The sequence below is a fragment of the Pseudomonas sp. GL_091 genome (genome assembly GCF_057837725.1).
Map to the genome: position 1 here is coordinate 1,338,700 of NZ_CM174451.1, position 20,940 is coordinate 1,359,639.

The 20,940-nt window shown below is 59.0% G+C and carries 22 protein-coding genes and 2 tRNA genes; 7 read left to right on the plus strand and 17 right to left on the minus strand.

Translation table 11 applies throughout. The features are described from left to right. Positions 1-235 precede the first annotated feature (235 nt). Both AC3ITY_RS06000 and AC3ITY_RS06005 read right to left on the minus strand, forming a co-directional pair. A tRNA-Met gene (locus AC3ITY_RS06000) sits at positions 236-312 on the minus strand. Between the two features lie 232 nt (positions 313-544). Further along, a tRNA-Met gene (locus AC3ITY_RS06005) sits at positions 545-621 on the minus strand. Between the two features lie 300 nt (positions 622-921). On the opposite strand from AC3ITY_RS06005, the gene dinB reads away from it, so the two are divergent. After that, positions 922-1,983: a DNA polymerase IV gene (gene dinB, locus AC3ITY_RS06010; protein ID WP_489308102.1), complete on the plus strand. Its 1,062-nt coding sequence runs from the start codon at positions 922-924 to the stop codon at positions 1,981-1,983. A 55-nt stretch (positions 1,984-2,038) separates the two neighbouring features. On the opposite strand, the gene AC3ITY_RS06015 is transcribed toward dinB, so the two are convergent. The 4 genes from AC3ITY_RS06015 to AC3ITY_RS06030 form a co-directional block, all read right to left on the minus strand. Beyond that, positions 2,039-2,992: a hypothetical protein gene (locus AC3ITY_RS06015; RefSeq protein ID WP_489308103.1), complete on the minus strand. Its 954-nt coding sequence runs from the start codon at positions 2,990-2,992 to the stop codon at positions 2,039-2,041. A gap of 19 nt (positions 2,993-3,011) precedes the next feature. Next, on the minus strand, positions 3,012-4,727 hold the full coding sequence (locus AC3ITY_RS06020; protein WP_489308104.1) for a proline--tRNA ligase: 1,716 nt from the start codon (positions 4,725-4,727) through the stop codon (positions 3,012-3,014). Between the two features lie 143 nt (positions 4,728-4,870). Then, positions 4,871-6,430: an AmpG family muropeptide MFS transporter gene (locus tag AC3ITY_RS06025; protein ID WP_489308105.1), complete on the minus strand. Its 1,560-nt coding sequence runs from the start codon at positions 6,428-6,430 to the stop codon at positions 4,871-4,873. Positions 6,431-6,474: 44 nt separating this feature from the next. Continuing rightward, positions 6,475-6,828, minus strand: coding sequence for an MGMT family protein (locus AC3ITY_RS06030; RefSeq protein WP_150727643.1), 354 nt, complete (start codon positions 6,826-6,828; stop codon positions 6,475-6,477). A gap of 163 nt (positions 6,829-6,991) precedes the next feature. On the opposite strand from AC3ITY_RS06030, the gene AC3ITY_RS06035 reads away from it, so the two are divergent. Further along, positions 6,992-7,999 (plus strand): DUF481 domain-containing protein, encoded by a 1,008-nt coding sequence (locus AC3ITY_RS06035; protein WP_489308106.1) that lies wholly within the window; start codon positions 6,992-6,994, stop codon positions 7,997-7,999. A gap of 150 nt (positions 8,000-8,149) precedes the next feature. On the opposite strand, the gene AC3ITY_RS06040 is transcribed toward AC3ITY_RS06035, so the two are convergent. Next, positions 8,150-8,359, minus strand: coding sequence for a cold-shock protein (locus tag AC3ITY_RS06040; protein WP_002554837.1), 210 nt, complete (start codon positions 8,357-8,359; stop codon positions 8,150-8,152). 353 nt (positions 8,360-8,712) lie between these two features. Between AC3ITY_RS06040 and dcd the strand changes: the two genes are divergently transcribed. The 3 genes from dcd to AC3ITY_RS06055 all read left to right on the plus strand — a co-directional run bounded on the left by dcd (position 8,713) and on the right by AC3ITY_RS06055 (position 10,228). After that, on the plus strand, positions 8,713-9,279 hold the full coding sequence (gene dcd, locus AC3ITY_RS06045) for a dCTP deaminase (protein WP_007940589.1): 567 nt from the start codon (positions 8,713-8,715) through the stop codon (positions 9,277-9,279). 107 nt (positions 9,280-9,386) lie between these two features. Then, positions 9,387-9,596, plus strand: coding sequence for a hypothetical protein (locus AC3ITY_RS06050; protein ID WP_489308107.1), 210 nt, complete (start codon positions 9,387-9,389; stop codon positions 9,594-9,596). Positions 9,597-9,841: 245 nt separating this feature from the next. Then, the gene (locus tag AC3ITY_RS06055) at positions 9,842-10,228 is read left to right on the plus strand and encodes a hypothetical protein (RefSeq protein WP_489308108.1); all 387 of its coding nucleotides are present in this window, start codon (positions 9,842-9,844) and stop codon (positions 10,226-10,228) included. A 55-nt stretch (positions 10,229-10,283) separates the two neighbouring features. Here AC3ITY_RS06055 and AC3ITY_RS06060 read toward each other — a convergent pair whose 3' ends face one another. The 6 genes from AC3ITY_RS06060 to AC3ITY_RS06085 form a co-directional block, all read right to left on the minus strand. Beyond that, positions 10,284-11,048 carry an ABC transporter ATP-binding protein gene (locus AC3ITY_RS06060; protein WP_150727640.1) on the minus strand — a complete coding sequence of 255 codons (765 nt, stop codon included), beginning with the start codon at positions 11,046-11,048 and terminating at the stop codon, positions 10,284-10,286. A gap of 13 nt (positions 11,049-11,061) precedes the next feature. Next, positions 11,062-12,180, minus strand: coding sequence for a succinylglutamate desuccinylase/aspartoacylase family protein (locus AC3ITY_RS06065; RefSeq protein ID WP_489308109.1), 1,119 nt, complete (start codon positions 12,178-12,180; stop codon positions 11,062-11,064). 27 nt (positions 12,181-12,207) lie between these two features. After that, entirely contained in the window at positions 12,208-12,918 is a 711-nt protein-coding gene (locus AC3ITY_RS06070) for an ABC transporter permease (RefSeq protein ID WP_223458916.1), read from the minus strand. Continuing rightward, a complete protein-coding gene (locus AC3ITY_RS06075) occupies positions 12,915-13,643 on the minus strand; it encodes an ABC transporter permease (RefSeq protein ID WP_223458918.1) in 729 nt (242 codons plus the stop codon). The genes AC3ITY_RS06070 and AC3ITY_RS06075 overlap by 4 nt, the downstream gene beginning before the upstream one ends. A 56-nt stretch (positions 13,644-13,699) precedes the next feature. Continuing rightward, the gene (locus AC3ITY_RS06080; protein WP_223458920.1) at positions 13,700-14,482 is read right to left on the minus strand and encodes a transporter substrate-binding domain-containing protein; all 783 of its coding nucleotides are present in this window, start codon (positions 14,480-14,482) and stop codon (positions 13,700-13,702) included. A gap of 374 nt (positions 14,483-14,856) precedes the next feature. Beyond that, positions 14,857-17,307 (minus strand): penicillin acylase family protein, encoded by a 2,451-nt coding sequence (locus AC3ITY_RS06085; RefSeq protein WP_489308110.1) that lies wholly within the window; start codon positions 17,305-17,307, stop codon positions 14,857-14,859. A gap of 193 nt (positions 17,308-17,500) precedes the next feature. Here AC3ITY_RS06085 and AC3ITY_RS06090 point away from each other — a divergent pair, with 193 nt between their 5' ends. Then, positions 17,501-18,058, plus strand: coding sequence for a cysteine hydrolase family protein (locus AC3ITY_RS06090; RefSeq protein WP_489308111.1), 558 nt, complete (start codon positions 17,501-17,503; stop codon positions 18,056-18,058). A gap of 155 nt (positions 18,059-18,213) precedes the next feature. Here the strand turns inward: AC3ITY_RS06090 and AC3ITY_RS06095 are convergent, their stop codons facing one another. From AC3ITY_RS06095 to AC3ITY_RS06110, 4 genes are all read right to left on the minus strand, one after another. Next, positions 18,214-18,426 (minus strand): SEC-C metal-binding domain-containing protein, encoded by a 213-nt coding sequence (locus AC3ITY_RS06095; protein WP_015093814.1) that lies wholly within the window; start codon positions 18,424-18,426, stop codon positions 18,214-18,216. Next, positions 18,423-18,917: an LEA/WHy family protein gene (locus AC3ITY_RS06100; RefSeq protein ID WP_223458927.1), complete on the minus strand. Its 495-nt coding sequence runs from the start codon at positions 18,915-18,917 to the stop codon at positions 18,423-18,425. Before AC3ITY_RS06100 ends, AC3ITY_RS06095 begins: the two co-directional genes overlap by 4 nt. A gap of 87 nt (positions 18,918-19,004) precedes the next feature. Beyond that, on the minus strand, positions 19,005-19,481 hold the full coding sequence (locus AC3ITY_RS06105; protein ID WP_489308112.1) for a YchJ family protein: 477 nt from the start codon (positions 19,479-19,481) through the stop codon (positions 19,005-19,007). Between the two features lie 4 nt (positions 19,482-19,485). Continuing rightward, positions 19,486-19,983 (minus strand): DUF6231 family protein, encoded by a 498-nt coding sequence (locus tag AC3ITY_RS06110; protein WP_489308113.1) that lies wholly within the window; start codon positions 19,981-19,983, stop codon positions 19,486-19,488. Between the two features lie 192 nt (positions 19,984-20,175). Here AC3ITY_RS06110 and AC3ITY_RS06115 point away from each other — a divergent pair, with 192 nt between their 5' ends. Beyond that, entirely contained in the window at positions 20,176-20,865 is a 690-nt protein-coding gene (locus AC3ITY_RS06115; protein ID WP_489308114.1) for a PA1041 family peptidoglycan-binding anchor lipoprotein, read from the plus strand. Positions 20,866-20,940 lie beyond the last annotated feature (75 nt).

Below are 20,940 nucleotides of genomic sequence, written 5' to 3' on the forward strand. Positions count from 1 at the left end.
AAGTTACCAATCCCTGCAGAAAAAAATAATCACAAATATTAACGCCTATCACCGGGCAACGGGGACGGCGCGTCATCAGTCGTGAAGGCTTCAGCCTGCAATAGAGCATAGTCTGAACCCGGCGCATGGGTGCCCCCCCAAACGGCTTGCTTCACAGTGACAGGTCATTGTTGCGAAAGGACTTTTTCAACAGATACAAAAAAGGCCACTCTTTCGAGTAGCCTTTTTTGATGTTTGGTTGCGGGAGCCGGATTTGAACCGACGACCTTCGGGTTATGAGCCCGACGAGCTACCAGACTGCTCCATCCCGCGTCTGTGTGGCGGCATTCTATAGAGTAATGCCGGGGTGTCAACTGTTAATCCTGAACCAGGTCAAATAAACGTTGAATTGCGGCAAGCGGTCGCAGGGGTGGCCTAAGTTTCGGAATCAGAACGATTTCCGGTTTCGGAATCGTTGAGCGTCCAGGCCTTGTTTCGGTGTTCGGCCCTACAAAACGAGCGTGCACAAAAAAGGCCACTCTTTCGAGTAGCCTTTTTTGATGTTTGGTTGCGGGAGCCGGATTTGAACCGACGACCTTCGGGTTATGAGCCCGACGAGCTACCAGACTGCTCCATCCCGCGTCTGTGTGGCTCATTCTATAGAGATGCGCTCGGGTGTCAACCTCCAATTCCGATAAAACCTCTTCCCGTTCAATCGGTTAGCGTTCAAAAGGGGAGGTCGACCGGTCTGTGAGGCAGGCAGGACAAGGCCTGCGCGTCTATTGAAAGTAATTTTTCGATTGAAAAAATAAATTCACAATCGACTCTTCCTACGATTGGAAAAGAACATTCAGACTACTGGTGCTATATACAGGTGTCGGTGAGATACTGTTTGTCCGGCACGCCATGACGCCTTTTCTTTGCCATGAACACGGCTTTGCTATGACTCAACGCAAGATCATCCACGTCGATTGTGACTGCTTCTATGCAGCCATCGAAATGCGCGACGACCCACGCCTCGCCGGTAAACCGCTGGCGGTAGGTGGGTCGGCAGATCGGCGTGGGGTGATCGCCACCTGCAATTATGAGGCGCGAGCGTACGGGGTGCGTTCGGCGATGTCCTCCGGGCATGCCTTGAAGCTGTGCCCGGACCTGACCATCGTCAAGCCACGCATGGATGCCTATAGAGAAGCGTCCAGGGAAATCCACACGATTTTTCGCGATTACACCGAGATCATCGAGCCGCTCTCGCTCGATGAGGCGTACCTCGATGTGTCGGACAGTGCGCATTTCGGTGGTAGCGCAACGCGCATCGCCCAGGACATCCGGCGCCGGGTCTCCAACCAGTTGCATATCACCGTGTCGGCGGGCGTGGCGCCGAACAAGTTTCTGGCCAAGATCGCCAGTGACTGGAAAAAGCCCAACGGCCTGTTCGTCATCACTCCGGACCAGGTCGAAGACTTTGTCAGTGGCTTGCCGGTGAGCAAATTGCACGGGGTCGGCAAAGTCACTGCCGACAAACTCGGCAAGCTGGGGATCACCGATTGCCTGCAATTGCGCGAGTGGGACAAGTTGGCGCTGGTGCGTGAATTCGGCAGCTTTGGCGAGCGACTCTGGAGCCTGGCCCGTGGGATCGATGAGCGTGTGGTGCATAACGACAGTCGTCGTCAGTCGATCAGTGTTGAAAATACCTACGACGTTGACCTGCCGGACCTGAAGAGCTGCCTGGGTAAATTGCCCGAGTTGCTGGAGACCCTGGCGGGTCGCATGGCGCGAATCGACAACAGTTATCGTCCGGGCAAGCCATTCGTCAAAGTGAAGTTCCACGACTTCACCCAGACTACATTGGAGCAGGCTGGGGCAGGGCGGGATCTGGGGAGTTATCAGTTGATGCTGACCCAGGCTTTCAACCGCGGCGGAAAACCGGTGCGGTTGTTGGGAGTCGGGGTGCGGCTGGAGGACTTGCGGGGCGGGTTCGAGCAGATGGAGTTGTTTGAGCGGTAGTCGGGTGATGAATGTGTGGGCGCCATCGCGAGCAAGCTCGCGATGCCTTTAGCCGTTAATTCAGTCCCGGATTCGCCACCAGTCGCTCGCCATTCTGGGTCAGCGACTTCAGAAACTCAGTCTGCAACTCGGGATCATTGCGTGTCAGTTCGATCAGGCTCTGTTCCAGTTCGCTGGCTTCTTCTTCAAGACCCAGCTCCGACAGGCGTTTGACTCGGTGGACCCACTGATTGACTTCGTCGCCTTCGAGATCGTCATAAATCAATCCGTGGGCCTCATAGAGCTTGCTGCGCAAGTTACTGCTGATGGCCAGGGTGGAATCGTTGTGTACGTTGTCCTGGGCATCCTCAACACGGATCAGCAACCGGCTCAGATGATTGATGTCATGTTCAGCGAACGGGCTGTCCAACAGATTCAGGCGCAATACGCCGTTTTTATCGGTGGTCAGTTCGAAGGTTTCCTTGCCGGCCTTGACCTCGACCGGACGCTCGCTCCAGGGCAAGCTTGAGTACTCCGTGCGTTTGTCGCGCTGGACTTCACCAATACCGGCCAGGTTTTGCTGCGCGCGGCCGTGAGACTGCACGTTCATGAACGGGTTGAGCCCGGCGAAACCGTAGCTCAGCCAGTCCTTGGTCACGCTGTCCGGCAGATTGCCGAGGGCGAACACGTTGACCACATTGGCACCGATACCTGCCACCACGGCCACCGCGCCCAGCGGGATTTCGTAAATCTCCCGCCAGGGTTGGTACGGCGTATAGCGATCGTAGTGACGAGTGACCTCGTACTCGGTGACTTCGAAAGTCTTCTGCTCGTGGATTTTCACCCGCCGTTGCGGCAGCTCAAGCACCTTGGGCTCACCGACATCGATCTGCAGGCTGTGATCGAGCAATTTGCGCTCGACCCGTTCCTCTTGCTCGCTGCGTTGCGACATGTGGTTGGCACAGCCGCTGACCAGCAGTGCGCCGCACAAGGCGGCACCACCGAGGCCTAAGGTGTTTCGCTTGAACATGACGTCTCTATATCTGCTATCAGCGGCGGATGCGGGCCTGAAGGAACGACAGCACGTCGGCGACCGGCAGCGCTTGGGCGTCGGCCTCGGTACGGCTCTTGTATTCCAGGTTGCCTTCGGCCAAGCCGCGGTCGCTGACCACGATCCGGTGTGGAATGCCGATCAGCTCCATGTCCGCGAACTTGATGCCCGGGCTGGTTTTCTTGTCGCGGTCGTCCAGCAGCACTTCGAAACCGGCAGCGGTGAGTTCCGCGTACAGCTTGTCGGTGGCTTCGCGAACCTGTTCGGTTTCGTAGCGCAGTGGCACCAGGGCAATCTGGAACGGCGCGAGGGTGTCGCTCCAGATGATCCCGTTTTCGTCGTTGTTCTGCTCGATGGCAGCCGCCACCACGCGGGACACACCGATGCCGTAGCAACCCATTTCCAGGGTGACCGGCTTGCCGTTCTCGCCCAGTACTTCGCACTTCATCGCTTTGCTGTACTTGTTGCCCAGCTGGAAGATGTGCCCGACTTCGATGCCGCGCTTGATCTCCAGGGTGCCTTTGCCGTCCGGGCTCGGGTCGCCGGCCACGACATTGCGCAGGTCGGCAACGGTCGGAACAGGCAGGTCGCGCTCCCAGTTCACGCCGAAGTAGTGTTTGTCATCGATGTTGGCGCCGATGCCGAAGTCGCTCATCAGCTCGACCGAACGGTCGATGATGATCGGCAGCGGCAGGTTCAGCGGGCCGAGGGAACCGGCACCAGCGCCGATGGCGTCGCGCAGTTCGCTTTCCGATGCCATGACCAGCGGACTGGCAACGCCTGGCTGGTTGGCGGCCTTGATTTCGTTCAGCTCATGGTCGCCACGGATGATCAGGGCAATCAGCTTGCCTTTCTCTTCTGCGTGCACCACGAGGGTCTTGATGGTTTTCTCGATCGGCAAGTTGAAGCCTTCGACCAGTTGCGCGATGGTCTTGGCGTTCGGCGTGTCGACCAGGCGCAGCTCTTCGGTCGCAGCGGCACGCGAGGTTTCGCGCGGCACGGCTTCGGCTTTCTCGATGTTCGCCGCGTAATCGGAACCGTTGCTGAACACGATGTCGTCTTCACCGGACTCGGCCAGCACGTGGAACTCATGGGAACCGGCGCCGCCGATGGAGCCGTTGTCGGCTTCAACAGGGCGGAACTTCAGGCCCAGGCGGGTGAACACGTTGCAGTAAGCCTGGTGCATGCGGTCGTAGGTGACCTGCAGCGAAGGCTGGTCAGCGTGGAACGAGTAGGCGTCCTTCATGATGAATTCGCGGCCGCGCATCAAGCCGAAGCGTGGGCGGATTTCGTCACGGAATTTGGTCTGGATCTGGTACAGGTTGATTGGCAGCTGCTTGTAGCTGCTCAATTCGTTGCGCATCAGATCGGTGATGACTTCTTCGTGGGTCGGGCCTGCGCAGAAGTCGCGACCGTGGCGATCCTTGAAGCGCAGCAATTCAGGGCCGTACTCTTCCCAGCGCCCGGATTCCTGCCACAGCTCAGCCGGTTGCGTGCTCGGCATCAACACTTCGAGAGAGCCGGCGGCGTTCATTTCTTCACGAACGACGGCTTCGACCTTGCGCATTACCCGCAAGCCCATCGGCAGCCAGGTGTACAGGCCCGAGGCGAGTTTGCGGATCATGCCGGCGCGCAGCATCAGCTGGTGGCTGATCACGACCGCGTCGGAAGGCGTTTCTTTTTGTGTGGCGAGCAAAAATTGACTGGTGCGCATGGTTGGCCGTTATCGATTGCTGATGACGAGAAATGACGGAGCATTGTACGGGCGAGTTCCGCTGGCGTACAGGCGTGCGGTCGGCGGTGTGGCAGGAGGGCGCGATTCACTCGGCCCTCCGCGATTTTTCCTGCGTAAAGAGCCTACGATTCTTCGGCGACCGGGGTCTGCACTGGTTCTGGTGTCGGTGTCGGGCCTGCGCGGCGGTTCTCCTGGAACCAGTGCAGGGCGATCAACAGCAGGGTCGGGACGCCCAGCAGGGCGGTAATCAGGAAGAAGTCGTGGTAACCGTATTTTTCCACCATGACCCCGGAGTAGCCGCCAATCAGGCGTGGCAGCAACAGCATGATCGAGCTGAGCAGGGCGTATTGGGTGGCGGAGAACTTGAGGTTGGTCAGGCTCGACAGGTAGGCCACGAAGGCCGAGGTCGCCAGGCCTGAACTGAAATTGTCCAGGGAGATGGTCAGCACCAGCATGTTCAGGTTGGGGCCCATGTCGGCGAGCATCAGGAACAGGATGTTGGTCGCCGCGGATGCGACACCGCCGATGAACAGGATCGGCAGGATGCCGAAACGCACGATCAGCAGGCCGCCCATGCCAGCGCCGACCAGGGTCATGATCAGGCCGAAGATTTTACTGACGCTGGCGATCTGGTCCTTGGTGAAGCCCTGGTCTATGTAGAACACGTTGGCCATCACGCCCATGACCGTATCGGACATCCGATAGGTGGCGATCAGGCCGAGCAGCAGCAGCGCTTGCCAGCGGTATCGCAGGATGAAGTCGTTGACCGGTGTCAGCACTGGCGCCAGGCCACGACGGCCCATGGCCGAGAGGCACAGGGCGGTGAGGGTGGTGTAGAGAATCGCGCGCAGGAAGGCGCGGTCCTCCAGCAACAGGTCAAGCAGGCTCACGCCCTGGAACAGCACGCTGGCGAAGTCGGTGTTGTAGAGCTGGGTGAACATGGCCGGCACGGACACCAGCAATATGATCAGCACGAACACCGAGGCCAGTTGATGCACGAAGCTGTAGCGCCCGGCCTGCAGTTGCGTGCGCAACGGCACGGGTGGTTCGCGCATGAACATGGAGGTCAGCAGTGCCGGGACCATCAGCACTCCGAACAGGATGTAAGTGCCGGCCCAGGCCGAATGCTTGTAGTTGAAGCCGGTGGAGCCAAAGCCTTCGGCGAAGTACAGCGCGCCTGCAGTAGCCAGCAGCGCAGCGACCCGGTAACCGGACATGTAGCTGGCGGCCAGTGCGGCCTGACGATTGTCTTCGGCGATTTCAAGGCGGTAGGCGTCTACCGCGATGTCCTGCGTCGCTGACGCGAAAGCGACGACGACGGCGATGGCAATCAGCCAGGACAAATGCTTTTGCGGGTCGCAGAAACCCATCCCGATCAGGCCAAGGATGACCAGTGCCTGGGACAGCACGAGCCAGGATCGTCGTCGACCGAGTTTGCCGAGCAATGGCAGTCGCCATTGGTCGAGCAAGGGTGACCAGACCCATTTGAAGGCGTATGCCAGGCCAATCAGGCTTGCATAGCCAATGGTTTCACGCGCCACGCCGGCTTCACGCAGCCAGACCGAAAGCGTCGAAAACACCAGCATGTAGGGCAGGCCGGCGGCGAAACCAAGCAGCAACAGCACGAGTGTCGAAGGGCTGGCATAAGCGGCGAGCGCGGCGCGCCAGGTTTTACGGGGCATGGGCTGGAGTCTGCCTCAAGAAATACGGAAACAAAGCGCGCACTCTAACCGCTGTGCTCTACCGGACGCCAGCCATGGCGCTGAATATCAACACGATTATTCAGGATACTGATGCCCTCCATGCGTAATCGTGCGCGCTGCTCATCACCCGAAGGGCTGCCCACCGGCAGGCTGATACGCCCGTTTGCGCCCAGAACGCGATGCCAGGGCAATTTGCTGTCGCTCGGCAATTGGCTGAGGGTGCGACCGACCCAGCGGGCGGCGCGACCCAGTCCTGCAAGCTCGGCCAGTTGGCCGTAGCTGACGACTTTGCCCTCCGGTACTTGGGCAAGAGTCAAATACAGTGCCGTGCGTCGGATTTGCGCTGCGCTCTCGGATTCATCGGTTGGATCGGTCACGTCCGTCAGTCCTGAAGAAATTTGCTTTACCGTCTTTAGAGTAATTCCTGCGCAGGAAGTTGAGAAATGAACTCAACAGAAATAGTCGGGTCAGTCCTTGCCAGGGCCTTGTTCCTACGGATAATGCCGACTTTTCTCGCAAGCCTGAGCCTGTATTTTGTTTATGTTGTCCAGATCCCTGCTGTGTCTCGCTGCCCTTGGTGCCTCCACTCCCTTGCTTGCCGATACCGTGTGGTTGAAGAACGGTGACAAGCTGAGCGGCAAGATCACGCTGTTCGATGGCGGCAAGCTGCTGATCCAGACCGAGTACGCCGGTGCGGTGACGATCGACTGGAAACAGGTCAAGACCCTGGACAGCGATCAGGAATTGCTGATCAAGCAGGATGCCTACAGTGGCGAGAAAGCCAAGTCACTGAAGGCGGCGGACGCCGGCAAGGTCACGCTGGCCAACGGCGAGGCACCGAAGACGGTCGAACTTGCAAGCATTCAGCAGATTCTCAAGCCAAAACCGGTGGTCGAGGATCTGGTGTGGAAAGGCAACGTCGATATCGCGCTGGATTATCAGCGGGCGGAAAACGACACCGATGACTACGACATCGATTTCAAGACCAGTGCACGACACGGTCGCTGGCGGCACACCGCTGAAGGTGAATACAACCGTGAGTTCCAGGACGACGTGGTGACCACGGACAACTGGCGGGCGGAGTATTCCATCGACCGATTCCTGACCGAGCAATGGTTCTGGCAGGGGCGCCTGGTCTACAAGCGCGACAAGGTTGAAGACCTTTCCCGGCAACGCACGGTCGGTACCGGTCCCGGCTATCAGTTCTGGGATAACGAACTCGGGGCGTTCTCCCTGGGCTCGCTGCTCAACCGCACGGACTATGAATTTTCCGATGGCAGCAATGACAATTTCTACGCCCTGGCCATGAAGTGGGACTACAACCGCTACCTGGTCGGCAAGCGTGTCGAGTTCTTCACCAATGGCGAGGTTGGCAAGCCGCTGTCGGGTGTGGCCGACTACGCGCTCGATGCCGAGATGGGGTTGCGCTACAAGGTGACTGACTGGGCTTCGCTGAACCTGAAGGCGGAGCGCGACATCATCAGCGGTACTGACGATTCGGATCTGGACAAGACACGCTACACCGCAGGGTTTGGCGTGACCTGGTAAGAGCATCAAAAGATCGCCGCCTTCGACAGCTCCTGCAGGGGCAACCCGGGAGCTGTCGAAGGCGGCGATCTTTTTTTGCGTGGACAAAACACCCGCCCACAAAAAAGCCCCGCTGTTGAGGGCGGGGCTTTTTACTAAAGCAAGTACAAGTTAGATAACTTGAACTTCTTCAGCTTGCATGCCTTTCTGACCGCGGGTAGCGATGAAAGAAACCTGTTGGCCTTCTTTCAGGCTTTTGAAGCCGTCGGACTGGATAGCTTTGAAGTGAACGAACAGGTCGTCACCGGATTGTGGAGTGATGAAGCCGAAGCCTTTTTCATCGTTGAACCACTTAACGGTACCGGTTTGGCGATTAGACATGGTGTAACTCCTTGAACAAAGATAACTGCGACTCAGGAAGAACCCTGGCCGAGACTGAGTGCAAAGAGCAGGAAAAATTCTTGTAGATGGTTGGATCGAAATTCAACATATCGTGTAGAGATTCTCAGTGACACAAGCAGCACAGTGACGCCACCTTAACCCTTTTTCCGGAACGTGCCAATGCTTCTTGCACAGGTTTCTCTGTTTTAAGGATCGGCGGTGTGACGGTTCGTCGCCAGCGCAGGTAATTCCTGCCTGTTCGGCGAGAATTGCACCGCGGACTTTGAACCCGGCGGCGCGCCCGGTAAGATGCCGGACAGAATTTTTCGACCTCGCTATTCAGGACACCCGCCATGAGCATCAAATCGGACAAGTGGATTCGCCGCATGGCGCAGGAACACGGCATGATCGAGCCTTTCGTCGAGCGCCAGATGCGCGGCAGCGACGATAGCCGTGTGATCTCCTACGGGGTGTCGAGCTATGGCTACGATGTGCGTTGCACCAATCATTTCAAGGTGTTCACCAACATCAATTCGGCCATCGTCGATCCGAAGAACTTCGATGCCGGCAGCTTCGTCGACATCCACAGCGACGTATGCATCATTCCGCCGAACTCCTTCGCCCTGGCCAGCACCGTCGAATACTTCCGCATTCCGCGCAATGTATTGACCATTTGCCTGGGTAAAAGCACCTACGCGCGCTGCGGCATCATCGTCAACGTCACGCCGCTCGAGCCTGAGTGGGAGGGTCACGTGACCCTGGAGTTCTCCAACACCACCAATCTGCCGGCGAAAATCTACGCGAACGAAGGCGTGGCGCAGATGCTGTTCCTTGAGTCTGACGAAGAATGTGAAGTGTCCTACAAGGACCGAGGCGGCAAGTATCAGGGCCAGCGAGGCGTGACCCTGCCTCGCACTTGAGTCAACCGTCCGACAAATGCCGGGAATTCCTGGGCGGGCGTACACTCTATGGGGTGTACTGTTCCGACCCGCGCAAGGCGGGTCGGGCCATCACTCAGGAGTGCCGAATGAAGATCGATCCGCGAATCAGTGCCGAACTGGCAAGGCTTGAACCCAACCAGGTGGGTGTTCTGGCCTGGTCCTTGTTGGCACATCCGCCCGTCAGCATGGCAGGGGGTATTCCCGGCCAGCCTGATCCTGATACCCCGAATGAACAGCCTAACGAGCCAGGCGAGCCTACTCTGCCGGACGAGTCGCCTCCTGTGCCTGTTGCCTGATTTTCGATTTCCGCCATTCATGGCTGTTGAGCTGCGCTTGTTGTCTTCAGCAAGCAGGCCTGTGCCTGTTGTTGCTATAGACGAACGTAGCGTCTGAATCGGCCTGCACATATTCGGAAGTAACTATGTCTGTCGGGGAAACCAATCGATAGACATGGCCGTGGTTCTATCTGGGAGCTGCGTGCCCTGGGGCCTTTAACAGGGGCATCAGACAGTTAACTTCGAATATGAAAAGGAACATTCAGATGAGTGTGAGTGCAAATCGATCGGGGCATTTGAGTGCCGACGTAATCACGACAGTCGGCTCCATGCAGTTTCGCGTAACGGATGGGCTCGATTTCTATCAGCGGTCAGACATTCATTGCATTGAGGCGGATAACGGTCAGGGGACAGCGTTTTACGTGTACTTACCGATGAGCATCCAGAGTGGCAGTTTCAGCCTGGGACTCAACGAGGGATCTCCCATGGTCATCCATGTGATCGGCAACTCGGAGGCAGAGCTTTATCCAGGAACGCTCGAGTTGACGGTGGGAGGTGACGCGCAGTTTGTTGGACGCTTCAATGGGACGGACGCCAATGGTCTGCAAGTGAAAAATGGCAGTTTCAGGCTGGAAAACGAAGCGGGGGCATAACGGTTGACTGATGTTGGAAGCCGGGCAGCCCGGCTTCCACTTCTCCGCCCGGCGGCTATTTCAGGTTGCCGCTGAGGAACTGCTTCAACCGCTCGCTTTTCGGATTGCCCAGCACCTCTTCCGGCGCGCCTTCTTCCTCCACCAGGCCCTGGTGCAGAAACAGCACCTGGCTCGACACTTTGCGGGCGAAGCTCATTTCGTGGGTCACCATGATCATGGTCCGGCCTTCTTCGGCCAGGCCCTGGATCACCTTGAGCACTTCACCCACCAGTTCCGGGTCCAGCGCCGAGGTCGGTTCGTCGAACAACATGACTTCCGGCTCCATGGCCAGTGCGCGGGCAATCGCTACCCGTTGTTGCTGACCGCCGGACAGGAATGCCGGGTATTGGTCCGCCACACGGGAGGCCAGCCCCACCTTGTCGAGGTAGCGCCGGGCGCGGTCCTCGGCTTCTTTCCTGTCGCAGCCCAGCACCCGGCGCGGGGCCATGGTGATGTTTTCCAGCACCGTCATGTGGCTCCACAGGTTGAAGTGCTGGAACACCATGGCCAGGCGGGTGCGAATCCGCTGCAATTCATCGGCGTCGGCCACGTGCATGCCGTGACGATCCTTGATCATGCGGATGTTCTGCCCATCGAGGCTCATGGCGCCGTCGTTGGGTTGCTCCAGGAAGTTGATGCAGCGCAGAAAGGTACTTTTACCCGAGCCGCTGGCGCCGATCAGGCTGATGACGTCGCCGGTCTTGGCCTTGAGCGAAACACCTTTGAGGACTTCATGGTCGCCGTAGCTTTTATGCAGGCCTTCGATGGTCAATTTGTACATGGGGCGTGCATCCTCAAGGCGAAAGTAGATAGCCACTGCGATAGGCTTCGGTGCCCGCGACGTGGGCGATCACCATGCCAGCAGTGGCCATGCGGCGCAGCGAACGGGCGTACATCAACCCGGCGGCGGAGCAGTGAACGGGAGTAACCAGATCGTTGACCGGATCAATGATCTCGGCGATAAGTTGCCCGGCTTCCAGGTACTGGCCCGGCAACGCAGTGAACACCAGCAGCCCGCCGACGGGCGTGGCCACCGGTTCTACACCGGCCAGCGGTGTCGCCGGATAGGGCAGGTCGGGCAGGGGCGCGGGTTCGCCGGCGATCGCGCCGAAATGGATCAGGTAATCGATCAGTGCCTGGCAATCGAGGCTCGCCAGCGGGTGATTGACGTCGCCCTGACCGCGCAGTTCGACGGTCACCGAAAAACTGCCCGGCGGAATGTCGAAGTGCTCGCCGAAGCGTTCCTTCAACTGCCACCAGAGCAGGGTGAAGCATTCGTCGAACGACTGACCGCCGGAATCGGTTGCCAGCAGGCTGGCTTCGGCGCCGATGTAGCGGGCCAGCGGCTCGACCTGCGGCCAGGCATCCGGCGTGGTGTAGAGGTGAGCGACCGCTTCGAAATCGCAATGCAGGTCGAGCACCATATCGGCGTCGCAGGCCAATCGTTGCAGGGTCAGGCGCTGGGATTGCAATTGGGTGGCGGCGGTCTGCCGGGCCAGCGCATCGCGCAGGTTGCTGCGGATCAGTTGCAGGTTGTGCTGCGGATCGTCACCGAGCTTGTCTTCGATCGCGTTGCCGACTTCCTCACTGAGGTCGACGAACCAGCGGTTGAAGTTCTGGCCGCTTTCCAGCTCGTAGCGGCCCAGCGGCACATCCATCAGCACCTGTTCCAGGCCCACGGGGTTGGCGATGGGCACCAGCACGATTTCGCTGCGCAGGCGCCCGGCGGCTTCCAGTTCCGCCAGGCGCTGCTTGAGGTGCCAGGCCACCAGCATGCCGGGCATTTCGTCGGCGTGCAGGGAGGCCTGGATGTAGATCTTGCCGTTGGCCGGTTGAGGGCCGAAGTGAAAACTGTGGATCTGTCTCGCGGTCCCGGGCAGCGGGGCCAGCAGGTCATGTTTCTGGTGGCGCATCTGTTGTTTCCTGAAGCTGGTTGAGTCCTAGTGGGTCGGCCCAAGGAAGGCCAGCCATCGGCGTTCGGCAAGGCGGAACAGGCCGACCAGCGCAAAAGTGACGGTCAGGTAGATCAGCGCGGCGATGCCGAATGACTGGAAGGTCAGGAAGGTCGCCGAGTTGGCGTCCCGCGCAACTTTCAGGATGTCCGGGATGGTCGCGGTGAAGGCCACGGTGGTCGAGTGCAGCATCAGAATCACTTCGTTGCTGTAATACGGCAACGAACGACGCAGGGCCGACGGCATGATCACATAGGCGTACAGCTTCCAGCCTGTCAGGCCGTAAGCCTTGGCCGCTTCCACTTCACCGTGGGCCATGCTGCGAATGGCCCCGGCGAAAATCTCCGTGGTGTAGGCGCAGGTATTCAGGGCGAAGGCCAGGATCGTGCAGTTCATCGCATCGCGAAAGAATGCGTCCAGTACTGGCTGAGCTCGAATGGCGGCCAGGCTGTAGATCCCGGTGTAACAGATCAATAACTGAATATAGAGCGGCGTGCCACGGAACAGGTAGGTATAGAACTGCACCGGCCAACGGATGTAGAAGTGCGGCGATACACGGGCGATGGACAGCGGGATCGACACGATAAAACCGAAGAAGATCGAAGCGCTGAGCAGCCACATGGTCATGGCCAGGCCGGTGATGTTGTTGCCGTCGCTATAGAGGAAGGGTTTCCAGTATTCCTGCAGAAGTTCGATCATCGTACGGCCTCCCGGGTACCGGCGGAGTAACGACGTTCAAGCCAGCGCAGAATGAAGTTGGACGCGCTGGTGATCATCAGGTAGATCAGCGCGGCAAGTACCAGGAAGTAAAACAGCTGATAGCTGCTTTTGCCGGCGTCCTGGGCAGCCTTGACCAGGTCGGCGAGGCCGATGATCGACACCAGGGCGGTGGCCTTGAGCATCACCATCCAGTTGTTACCGATACCCGGCAGGGCATAACGCATCATCTGTGGGAACACCACGATCCAGAAACGCTGGCCGCGCTTGAGGCCATAGGCGGTGGCCGCTTCGACCTGACCCCGTGGGACGGCGAGAATCGCGCCACGGAAGGTTTCAGTGAAATACGCACCGTAGATGAAGCCCAGGGTGATGACCCCTGCGCTGAACGGGTTGATCTCGATGTATTCCCATTCCATGTAATCGGTAAAAGAGGTCAGCCAGGTTTGCAGGCTGTAGAAGATCAACAGCATCAGGACCAGGTCCGGAACGCCACGAATGAGTGTGGTGTAGAGCTGTGCAGGCACGCGCATCAGTTTGACTTTTGACAGCTTGGCACTGGCGCCGAGCAGCCCAAGCAACACGGCCACCAACAGCGACAACGCCGACAACTTGATCGTCATCCAGGTGCCTTGCATCAGCAGCGGACCGAAGCCCTTGAGGCTGAAGGCAGAGAGCCCCAGATTTTCCAGTAGGTTTTCGAACATAAATCAGCAACCTGATCGGATGAAAAAAGCGCCCATCGAGAGATGGGCGCCGGGCATTATTTGCCGCTGTACAGATTCAGATCGCCAAAGTGTTTCTTCTGAATGGTGGCGTAGGTGCCATCATCGTGTAACGCTTTGATACCTTTATCCAAAAGTGCTTTCAGCTCGGTGTTACCTTTCTTAATGCCGATGGCTGTTTTGGCTGGCAGCAAAGCATTGTCGACCGGCTTGCTGACATTGTACTCGGCACCCTGTGGCGACTTCAGGAAGCCCATTTCGGCTTGCAGCATGTCCTGAATCCCTGCATCGAGACGACCGGAAGTCAAGTCGGCGTAGACCTGATCCTGGTTGGCGTAGGCCTGGGTTTTCACGCCGGCCTTGTCCAGAACGGCTTTGGCATAAGCTTCCTGAATGGTGCCTTGTTCGTAGCCGACGGTCTTGCCCTTGAGCGAGGCGACGTCTTCAGTCACGCCAGAACCTTTCTTGGACACGTAGGCGGTTGGGCCGGAGAACAGTTCGCTGGAGAAATCGATGGCTTTTTCACGGGCTTCGGTAACGGTCATCGACGAGATCACACCGTCGAATTTATTGGCTTTGAGGCCGGGAATCATGCCATCGAAGTCACTTTCGACCCACTTGCACTTGACCTTCAGTTCGGCGCAGATCGCGTTCCCCAGATCGATGTCAAAGCCTACCAGGCTGCCATCGGCCGCTTTCGACTCGAACGGTGCGTAGGAAGGGTCAACGCCGAAACGCAGTTCTTTGTACTCCTTCGCCATGGCGGAGCCAGCAGCCATGCACAACGCCAGTGCAGAAAGGGTCAGCAATGCTTTTTTCATTATTCAATCCCTAAAAACCAATATGAGCGCTTGTGGCGCAGAATTATTGTTACTGGAAAGCGTAAGACCTGTTGAAAGTAGCAATTTCCGAACCAGAGTGCCGAACAAGCGTTTTAAAAGGTACTTGGAAATGGCCGGAAACAGATTTATGCACGAAAACGGGCGCAGGGAAATGGGTGCACCAAATCATCTCGCCACAAAAGAACGGTTTGACTGAGCCGGGTCACCAGGCTCCCTACCTCGTCGACACGACTTGTCCTTGCGTCAGCGCAACGGCGATGGTGATTCAACATTCAACCTCTATTTTGAATGTTGAATCGCTATCGTCGGAACGCCGCCCGGAGCCGGCTCGCTCCCACAGGTAAAGGGCGGGGTTACTTTCCTGGGGTCAGCGTCAACCGCGCCTTGCCATAGGCGTTGTCGAAGTTCTGCGGCTGCATGGGCAGGCTCATGTACTGGCCTTTAAGCCACGGTTCGATGCTGTTGAGGTAGTTCGGGCTGGCCGGGTTGCCGGATTGGCCGGTGCCGTTTTGTGCCATCAGCGGTTCGGACTGGCCGAAGTCGACGATAAAGCGCATGGCTGGCGCCAGCGTGGTGTTGAAGTCCTGGCCCCAGGCGAAGGCAGCGGTGTTGAGTGTGGTGTGATCGCCACCGGCCGGCAGCGGTCCGCGTACGGTCTGGCCGCTGCTGTTTTTCCATTCATAGCGATGCAGTTTGCCCCACTGCCAGGCTTTGTGATCGCCGCCCAACTGGCTGTCGCCTGCGCTGATCGCGGCGGCGAGGCTGCGAGCGAGGATCGCCGGTTTGTCTTCTTTCTGCGCGGTGCGCACGTCATCCCAGAACGGGCTGTCCTCACGCCCGAGCAAGTGATCGGCCTGGGCCGCGTAGGACAGCTTGCCGTCGGCGACAAAAGCTTTCCACGCCGGGTTGCTTTCCGGGCCCAGTTCATCGAGGAAGATCTGTCGGGTGCTTTCCTGCAGGAACAATTCGTAGATGGCCGCATCGGTGGAGGTCGGGCCGAGCTTGCCGTCGAACGCCATCAAGCGGCTGTAGGCTTCGTGTGCCTTGGCGCGATCGGCCGCCGGCAAGGCGTCCATGGCTTGCTTGAGTGGCTGGGCCATGCCAGGCGCTTCGAACATTTTCTTCAGCTTGGCAGCGAAGGTGGTGGTCTGGTCGTATTGCATGGCGATCAGGCTGCGGCTGTCGTGTTTGCCTGCACCGGCCAGTTCGGCCAGGCGCTCGCCGCGCTCCGGAGCGGCCCAGGAATTGGACAACTGCATGCCATAGCCATGGGGAATGACCCGCTGGTTGGCAGTGCCGAGCCAGCCCTGGGCCGGGTCCTGGTCGTACGGGTGCAGCATCGGGTCGGCGTAACCGTCCCAATCGTATCGACCTTCCCAGCCCGGCGAGGGCAGCAAGCCTTCGCCTTCGCGACGGTTGGGGTAACGACCGGTGACTTGCCAGCCGATGTGGCTGGCATCGGCGAACACCAGGTTCAGCGCAATGGCGCGGATTTCGCGGCTGGCATCCGAGGCTTTCTCGACGCTCTGGGCGCGGGACAGGTCAAAGAACGCGTCCAGGGTCTTGTCGTCGGTGAAGTTCGGCGTCTGCAAGGCCAGGCCGAAACCATTGGCCAGCGTGGTGCCCTGGGCGCTGTTGAGCAGCGGGCCATGGCGGGTTTCGTACACGGCTTCGCGAATCGGCCGCTGGCCTTTGACGAAGTAGGTTTCGTTACGCACGATCGCCGGCTGCCACTTCCCGGCATTTTCGTAGGTGAGCCCGTTGCCCTGGCGCTGGATCTTCTCCAGGAACAGGTCCTGGTTGTCGCCCATCACGGACGTCATACTCCAGGCCACCTTGCCGTTGAAACCTCCAAGCACCATCGGCAGGCCCGCGATGGTCACGCCGGACGCCTGATACTTCGGCGCGCGAATCTGCACGTAACTGAACAACGAAGGCACGCCCAGCGGGCCGTGACTGTCACTGGCCAACAGGCTCTTGCCGCTGCGGCTGCGTTGCGGGGCGATGGCCCAGTTGTTCGACGAGGTGGCGCCCAGCAGGTTGAGGTCCGACAGCAGGCCCGTGGCTTTGCTGAGTTCAGCCAGCCCCGGCACTTGCCCGTTGAGTTTGATGCCTTGCAGTTTTTCGCTTTCGGCGGCCGGCAGTTTTTCGTCGGGAGCCGACGGCGTCAGCCACGCCAGTTTGTCAGTGGTGACGGTCTGGGCCAGTACCAGCGAGGAAATTTCTTCCGGCAGGTTGGTCGACTGGCTGAAGTTCAACAAGCAGAAAATCAACGCGGAATCTTCCGGCTGCCAGTATTCAGGCTGGTAACCAGTGGCCGCGAGGTCCGCCGGCAGTTTGTCGCGGTAGCGGAACAGGTAGGCGTTGACCCCACGCGCATAGACTTCGAAGAAACGCTTGAGGCGTGGCGAAGAAGCCTTGTACAACTCGCCAGCACTTTTCTTCAGGTTGACCGCCCGCATGTAACGGTCGGCGTCCAACAGTTCGGCACCGTGCATCTCGGTCAAACGGCCCTGGGCCAGCAGGCGCAGGGTGACCATCTGGGTGATGCGGTCGCTGGCATGCACGTATCCGAGGGTGAACAGCGCGTCGTGGAAGCTGTTGCTTTCGATCAGCGGCATGCCCATGGCATTGCGACGCACCGAAACGCTCTGCGCCAGGCCCTTGAGTGGTTGTACGCCGGAGGTTGGCGGGAGGGTGTCCTGGGCGTTGAAGTTCTGACAACCGGTCAGGCTCAACACACCGGCCACTGCTGCGGCAACGCCGAACCGGGGTAGAAAATGAGTAAGGGCTGGCGAGGCCATGGCAAAGCTCCTGCGGGGGTAGAGGCGGCGGCGCGAAATAAAGGCGCTACGTTAGTGAGCGGGAGGTGGCCGCGCAAGCGGGGTACAAGGTTATTTCAGGATTTGTCTGATTATCCGAAAGATCGCAGCCTTGCCAGTCGCAATGGGGGATGTTGAAGTGCGACACGCTCAACAATCCTGGAGAAAAGTCGGCATGGAGCTCAAGGCAAACGCGGCACTGATCATCATCGATCAACAAAAAGGCATCCTGCATCCCAGGCTCGGCCGCAGGAATAACCCTCAGGCTGAAGAGCGCATGCTGGAATTGCTCGGCCATTGGCGGCGTACCGCTCGGCCGGTGACTCATGTGCAGCACCTGTCCCGCTCGGAGGACTCAGTGTTCTGGCCGCAGCAGTCGGGGGTGGAGTTTCAGGAACGGTTTCAGCCAATGGCCGGTGAACGCTTGATCCAGAAGCAGGTACCGGATGCATTTTGCTCAACTGGACTGGAGGCTGCCTTGCGCGAGGCGGGGATCGGGCAGTTGATCATCGTGGGTGTCGCGACCCACAACTCGGTGGAATCCACGGCGCGTACCGCGGGCAACCTGGGGTTTGATACGTGGGTGGCCGAGGATGCGTGCTTTACCTTCGACAAGGCTGATTTTTTCGGCCATGCCCATAGCGCCGAAGTGGTGCATGCGATGTCGCTGGGGAATTTGCACGGTGAGTATGCGACGGTTGTAAGCAGCGCGCAGATCCTGTCAGCCGACTAAGCACCTGTGGGAGCGAGCTTGCTCCGGGCGGCGTTCCGACGATGGCAGTCTGACTGACACAGTCATAGTGAATGTGCCACCGTCATCGCGAGCAAGCTCGCTCCCACAGGAGAGGGCGGTGATTCAACAGGCGAAGCTAATCTTCGCCCGAAGCATCAAGCGCCGTGGCACTTCTTGAATTTCTTGCCGTTGCCGCATGGGCACGGATCGTTGCGGCCGACGTCTTTCAGGGCATTGCGCACCGGTTCCTGGTGAGCGTGGCCGCAGTTCGGACCGTGGACATGGCCGTGGTCGTGATCATGGTGGTGATGGTCGTGGTCATGATCGTGGTTGCAGTCAGGGCCGTGGACATGGGGTTGCTGGGTCATCGGTGTTGCTCCGGAATTAAATCGGCGGCGATTATCACGCCATTGCGCGCCAGGTGCACGTAGTGGGCGATGAATATACCGGTTTCCAGTTCACCTTCCAGACGATAGGGAATGGGTTGATCGGATTTTTTCAGCAGTTTGGCCAGATCACGGACCTTGGACCACAGGTTGGTGCGGATCGGCACCTTGAAGTAAGCGCTGTGCCTGGGGCCGATGGTGAACCAGTGTTCGTACTCGCCGTCGGCCAGCAGTATGTCACCCAAGTGAACGCGGTACTCCAGACTGCGCACGGTCAGGTCGCTGTCGTTGGGGTTGTCGATGCGAAAATGCAGGAGGAATTTCTGTTCCAGCAGTTTGGCGCTGACCACCTCGATCTTCACCAGATGGACCTCGGGGTCCGGCAAGTCGTCGTCGAACCACGATGCGCAGCCGCCGAGTCCCAGTGTCAGGAACAACGTGAGCAGACAGAGTGCGCCGCGGCGGATGATCATCGTGGTGTTTCTCCCTTGAGCCCCAGTCTAGACCCAAAAGATCGCAGCCTTCGGCAGGTCCAGCGTGGTGGACAGTCATTCCATGTCCTAACTGCTGAAATACCCTGCACAACACTTCTTGAACTTCTGCCCACTCGCGCACGGGCACGCGTCATTGCGCCCGAGTTTGAGCTGCACGGTGGGGTCGATGAAATACCAGCGATCAGTGTTTTGCACAAATGAGGAACGCTCGCGGTGGCTGTGCTCGCCATTGCTGTCGTGCCAGCGCGCGGTAAAGGTCACGAAAGCGTGTTCAGGCTGGCCGCCCAGCACCTCGGAGCTTTCCACCTCAAGGCCCAGCCACGTACTTTGCGCGCTCCAGTCGCTGATCGATTGACGATCCAGGCCGGCCTGTTGGGCGGGCAGGGTGGTGGCCACCAGATAGTCGACCAACCCCAGCACGTAGGCACTGTAGCGCGAGCGCATCAAGGCTTCGGCGCACGGTGCCGGGTGTCCGGCATGGTAGTGACCGCAGCAGGCGTCGAGCAGGGTGCCGCTGCCGCATGGGCAAATGGATGTACTCATTGCATTACCACCAGTATTTCCCGAAGTTTTCCGGATTGGCCCAGAAACGGGAATTGAGCCAGTCGGGGACTTGCTTGTATTCAAGCAGATCGTAGGTAAACAGGGTCAAGACCTGTTCGTCCCGTTGAAAGCGTTCGCTGGCTTGCAGGGCCAGGGAGAAAAAGTCGGTTTCCTGCCAGCCGCAGGCCGGCAGATCCGCCAGCACGGCGATGCGGCTGGCGTTGAGGTTGCGAATGCCGCCCAGCAGGTTCAGGCCGTCGCGCTTGGGCAAATGCTCCAGGCAATCGACCACCAGGGCCAGGTCGAAACGGCGGGCCGCCAACTCGTCGGGCAACGGGCCGGGGGCCGCGAAAGCGACGTTGCTGTCCGGGTGAGCGAGTTTGAACGCCTCCAGCGCCGGGAACTCGCTCGCGCCGATCAACAACAGGCGCGCGGGGCTATATCGGTCAAGTAAAGCTGCCAGTGCCTGCTGCGGCGTGCGTGAAGAAATACCTGCAATCATCGAAGATCCTCAATCAGATCTGCCAAGACTAGCCTGCCCGAACGTTCGGGCCTAGAGCGTCTTGGCGACAAAAGCGTCAACCTGCCGCTGATAATGCGCGAATAAACAGCATGGCCTATTGCTGGCGGAGTTTAAAACTCGGGTCTTTACTACCTGAATCGGTTCTAAGCCGATCCTTCAGGAGAAAACTAGATGAGCATAGTTCGGACAGCATTACCCTTGGTTCTGCTAACCAGTGTCTTGACTGGTTGCGCAGGTTTGCAGAAAACCGACTGGCCGACCTGTGCGGCGGTGGGTGGTGTCGTGGGCGCGGGCCTCGGTGCGACCGAAAGCTCGGCATGGGCAGGGTATGGCGCTCTGCTCGTCGGCGGTACGGCAGCGGCTTATTGCTGGGTGCACGGTGATGGCGACGAAGACGGCGATGGTGTGCTGGATAGTCGCGACAAGTGCCCTGGCACGCCTAAAGGCGTTCGGGTCGATGCCAACGGTTGCCCACCACCAGCACCTGTGGTCGAAGAGGCGGTTGTGGTCAAGGAAGAAACCATCGTCATCCGCGATGTTCACTTCCAGTTTAATAAGTCCACGCTGACCCCGTCCGACAAACAGGTACTCGACAAGATTGCTACTCGCCTGAAAGCCGAAGCCCCGACTGCTCAACTGACCGTAACCGGCCATACCGACAGTGTGGGCAGCGATGCCTACAACCAGAAACTCTCGGATAAACGCGCGCACTCGGTGGTTGAATACCTCATCGAGCAAGGCGTACCTCGCAGCAACTTCGTGTCGGTTGTCGGTGCCGGTGAAAGCCAGCCGGTTGCTGACAACAAAACCGCTGACGGTCGTGCACAGAACCGTCGTACGGAAATCAAAATCCAGCGTTAAGCCCCCTCGCATCCGCGCCTTGTGCAGTCGCGGATGCGGGTCTTTACTCCTGTGTAACCGGTATTGGCCGGTACA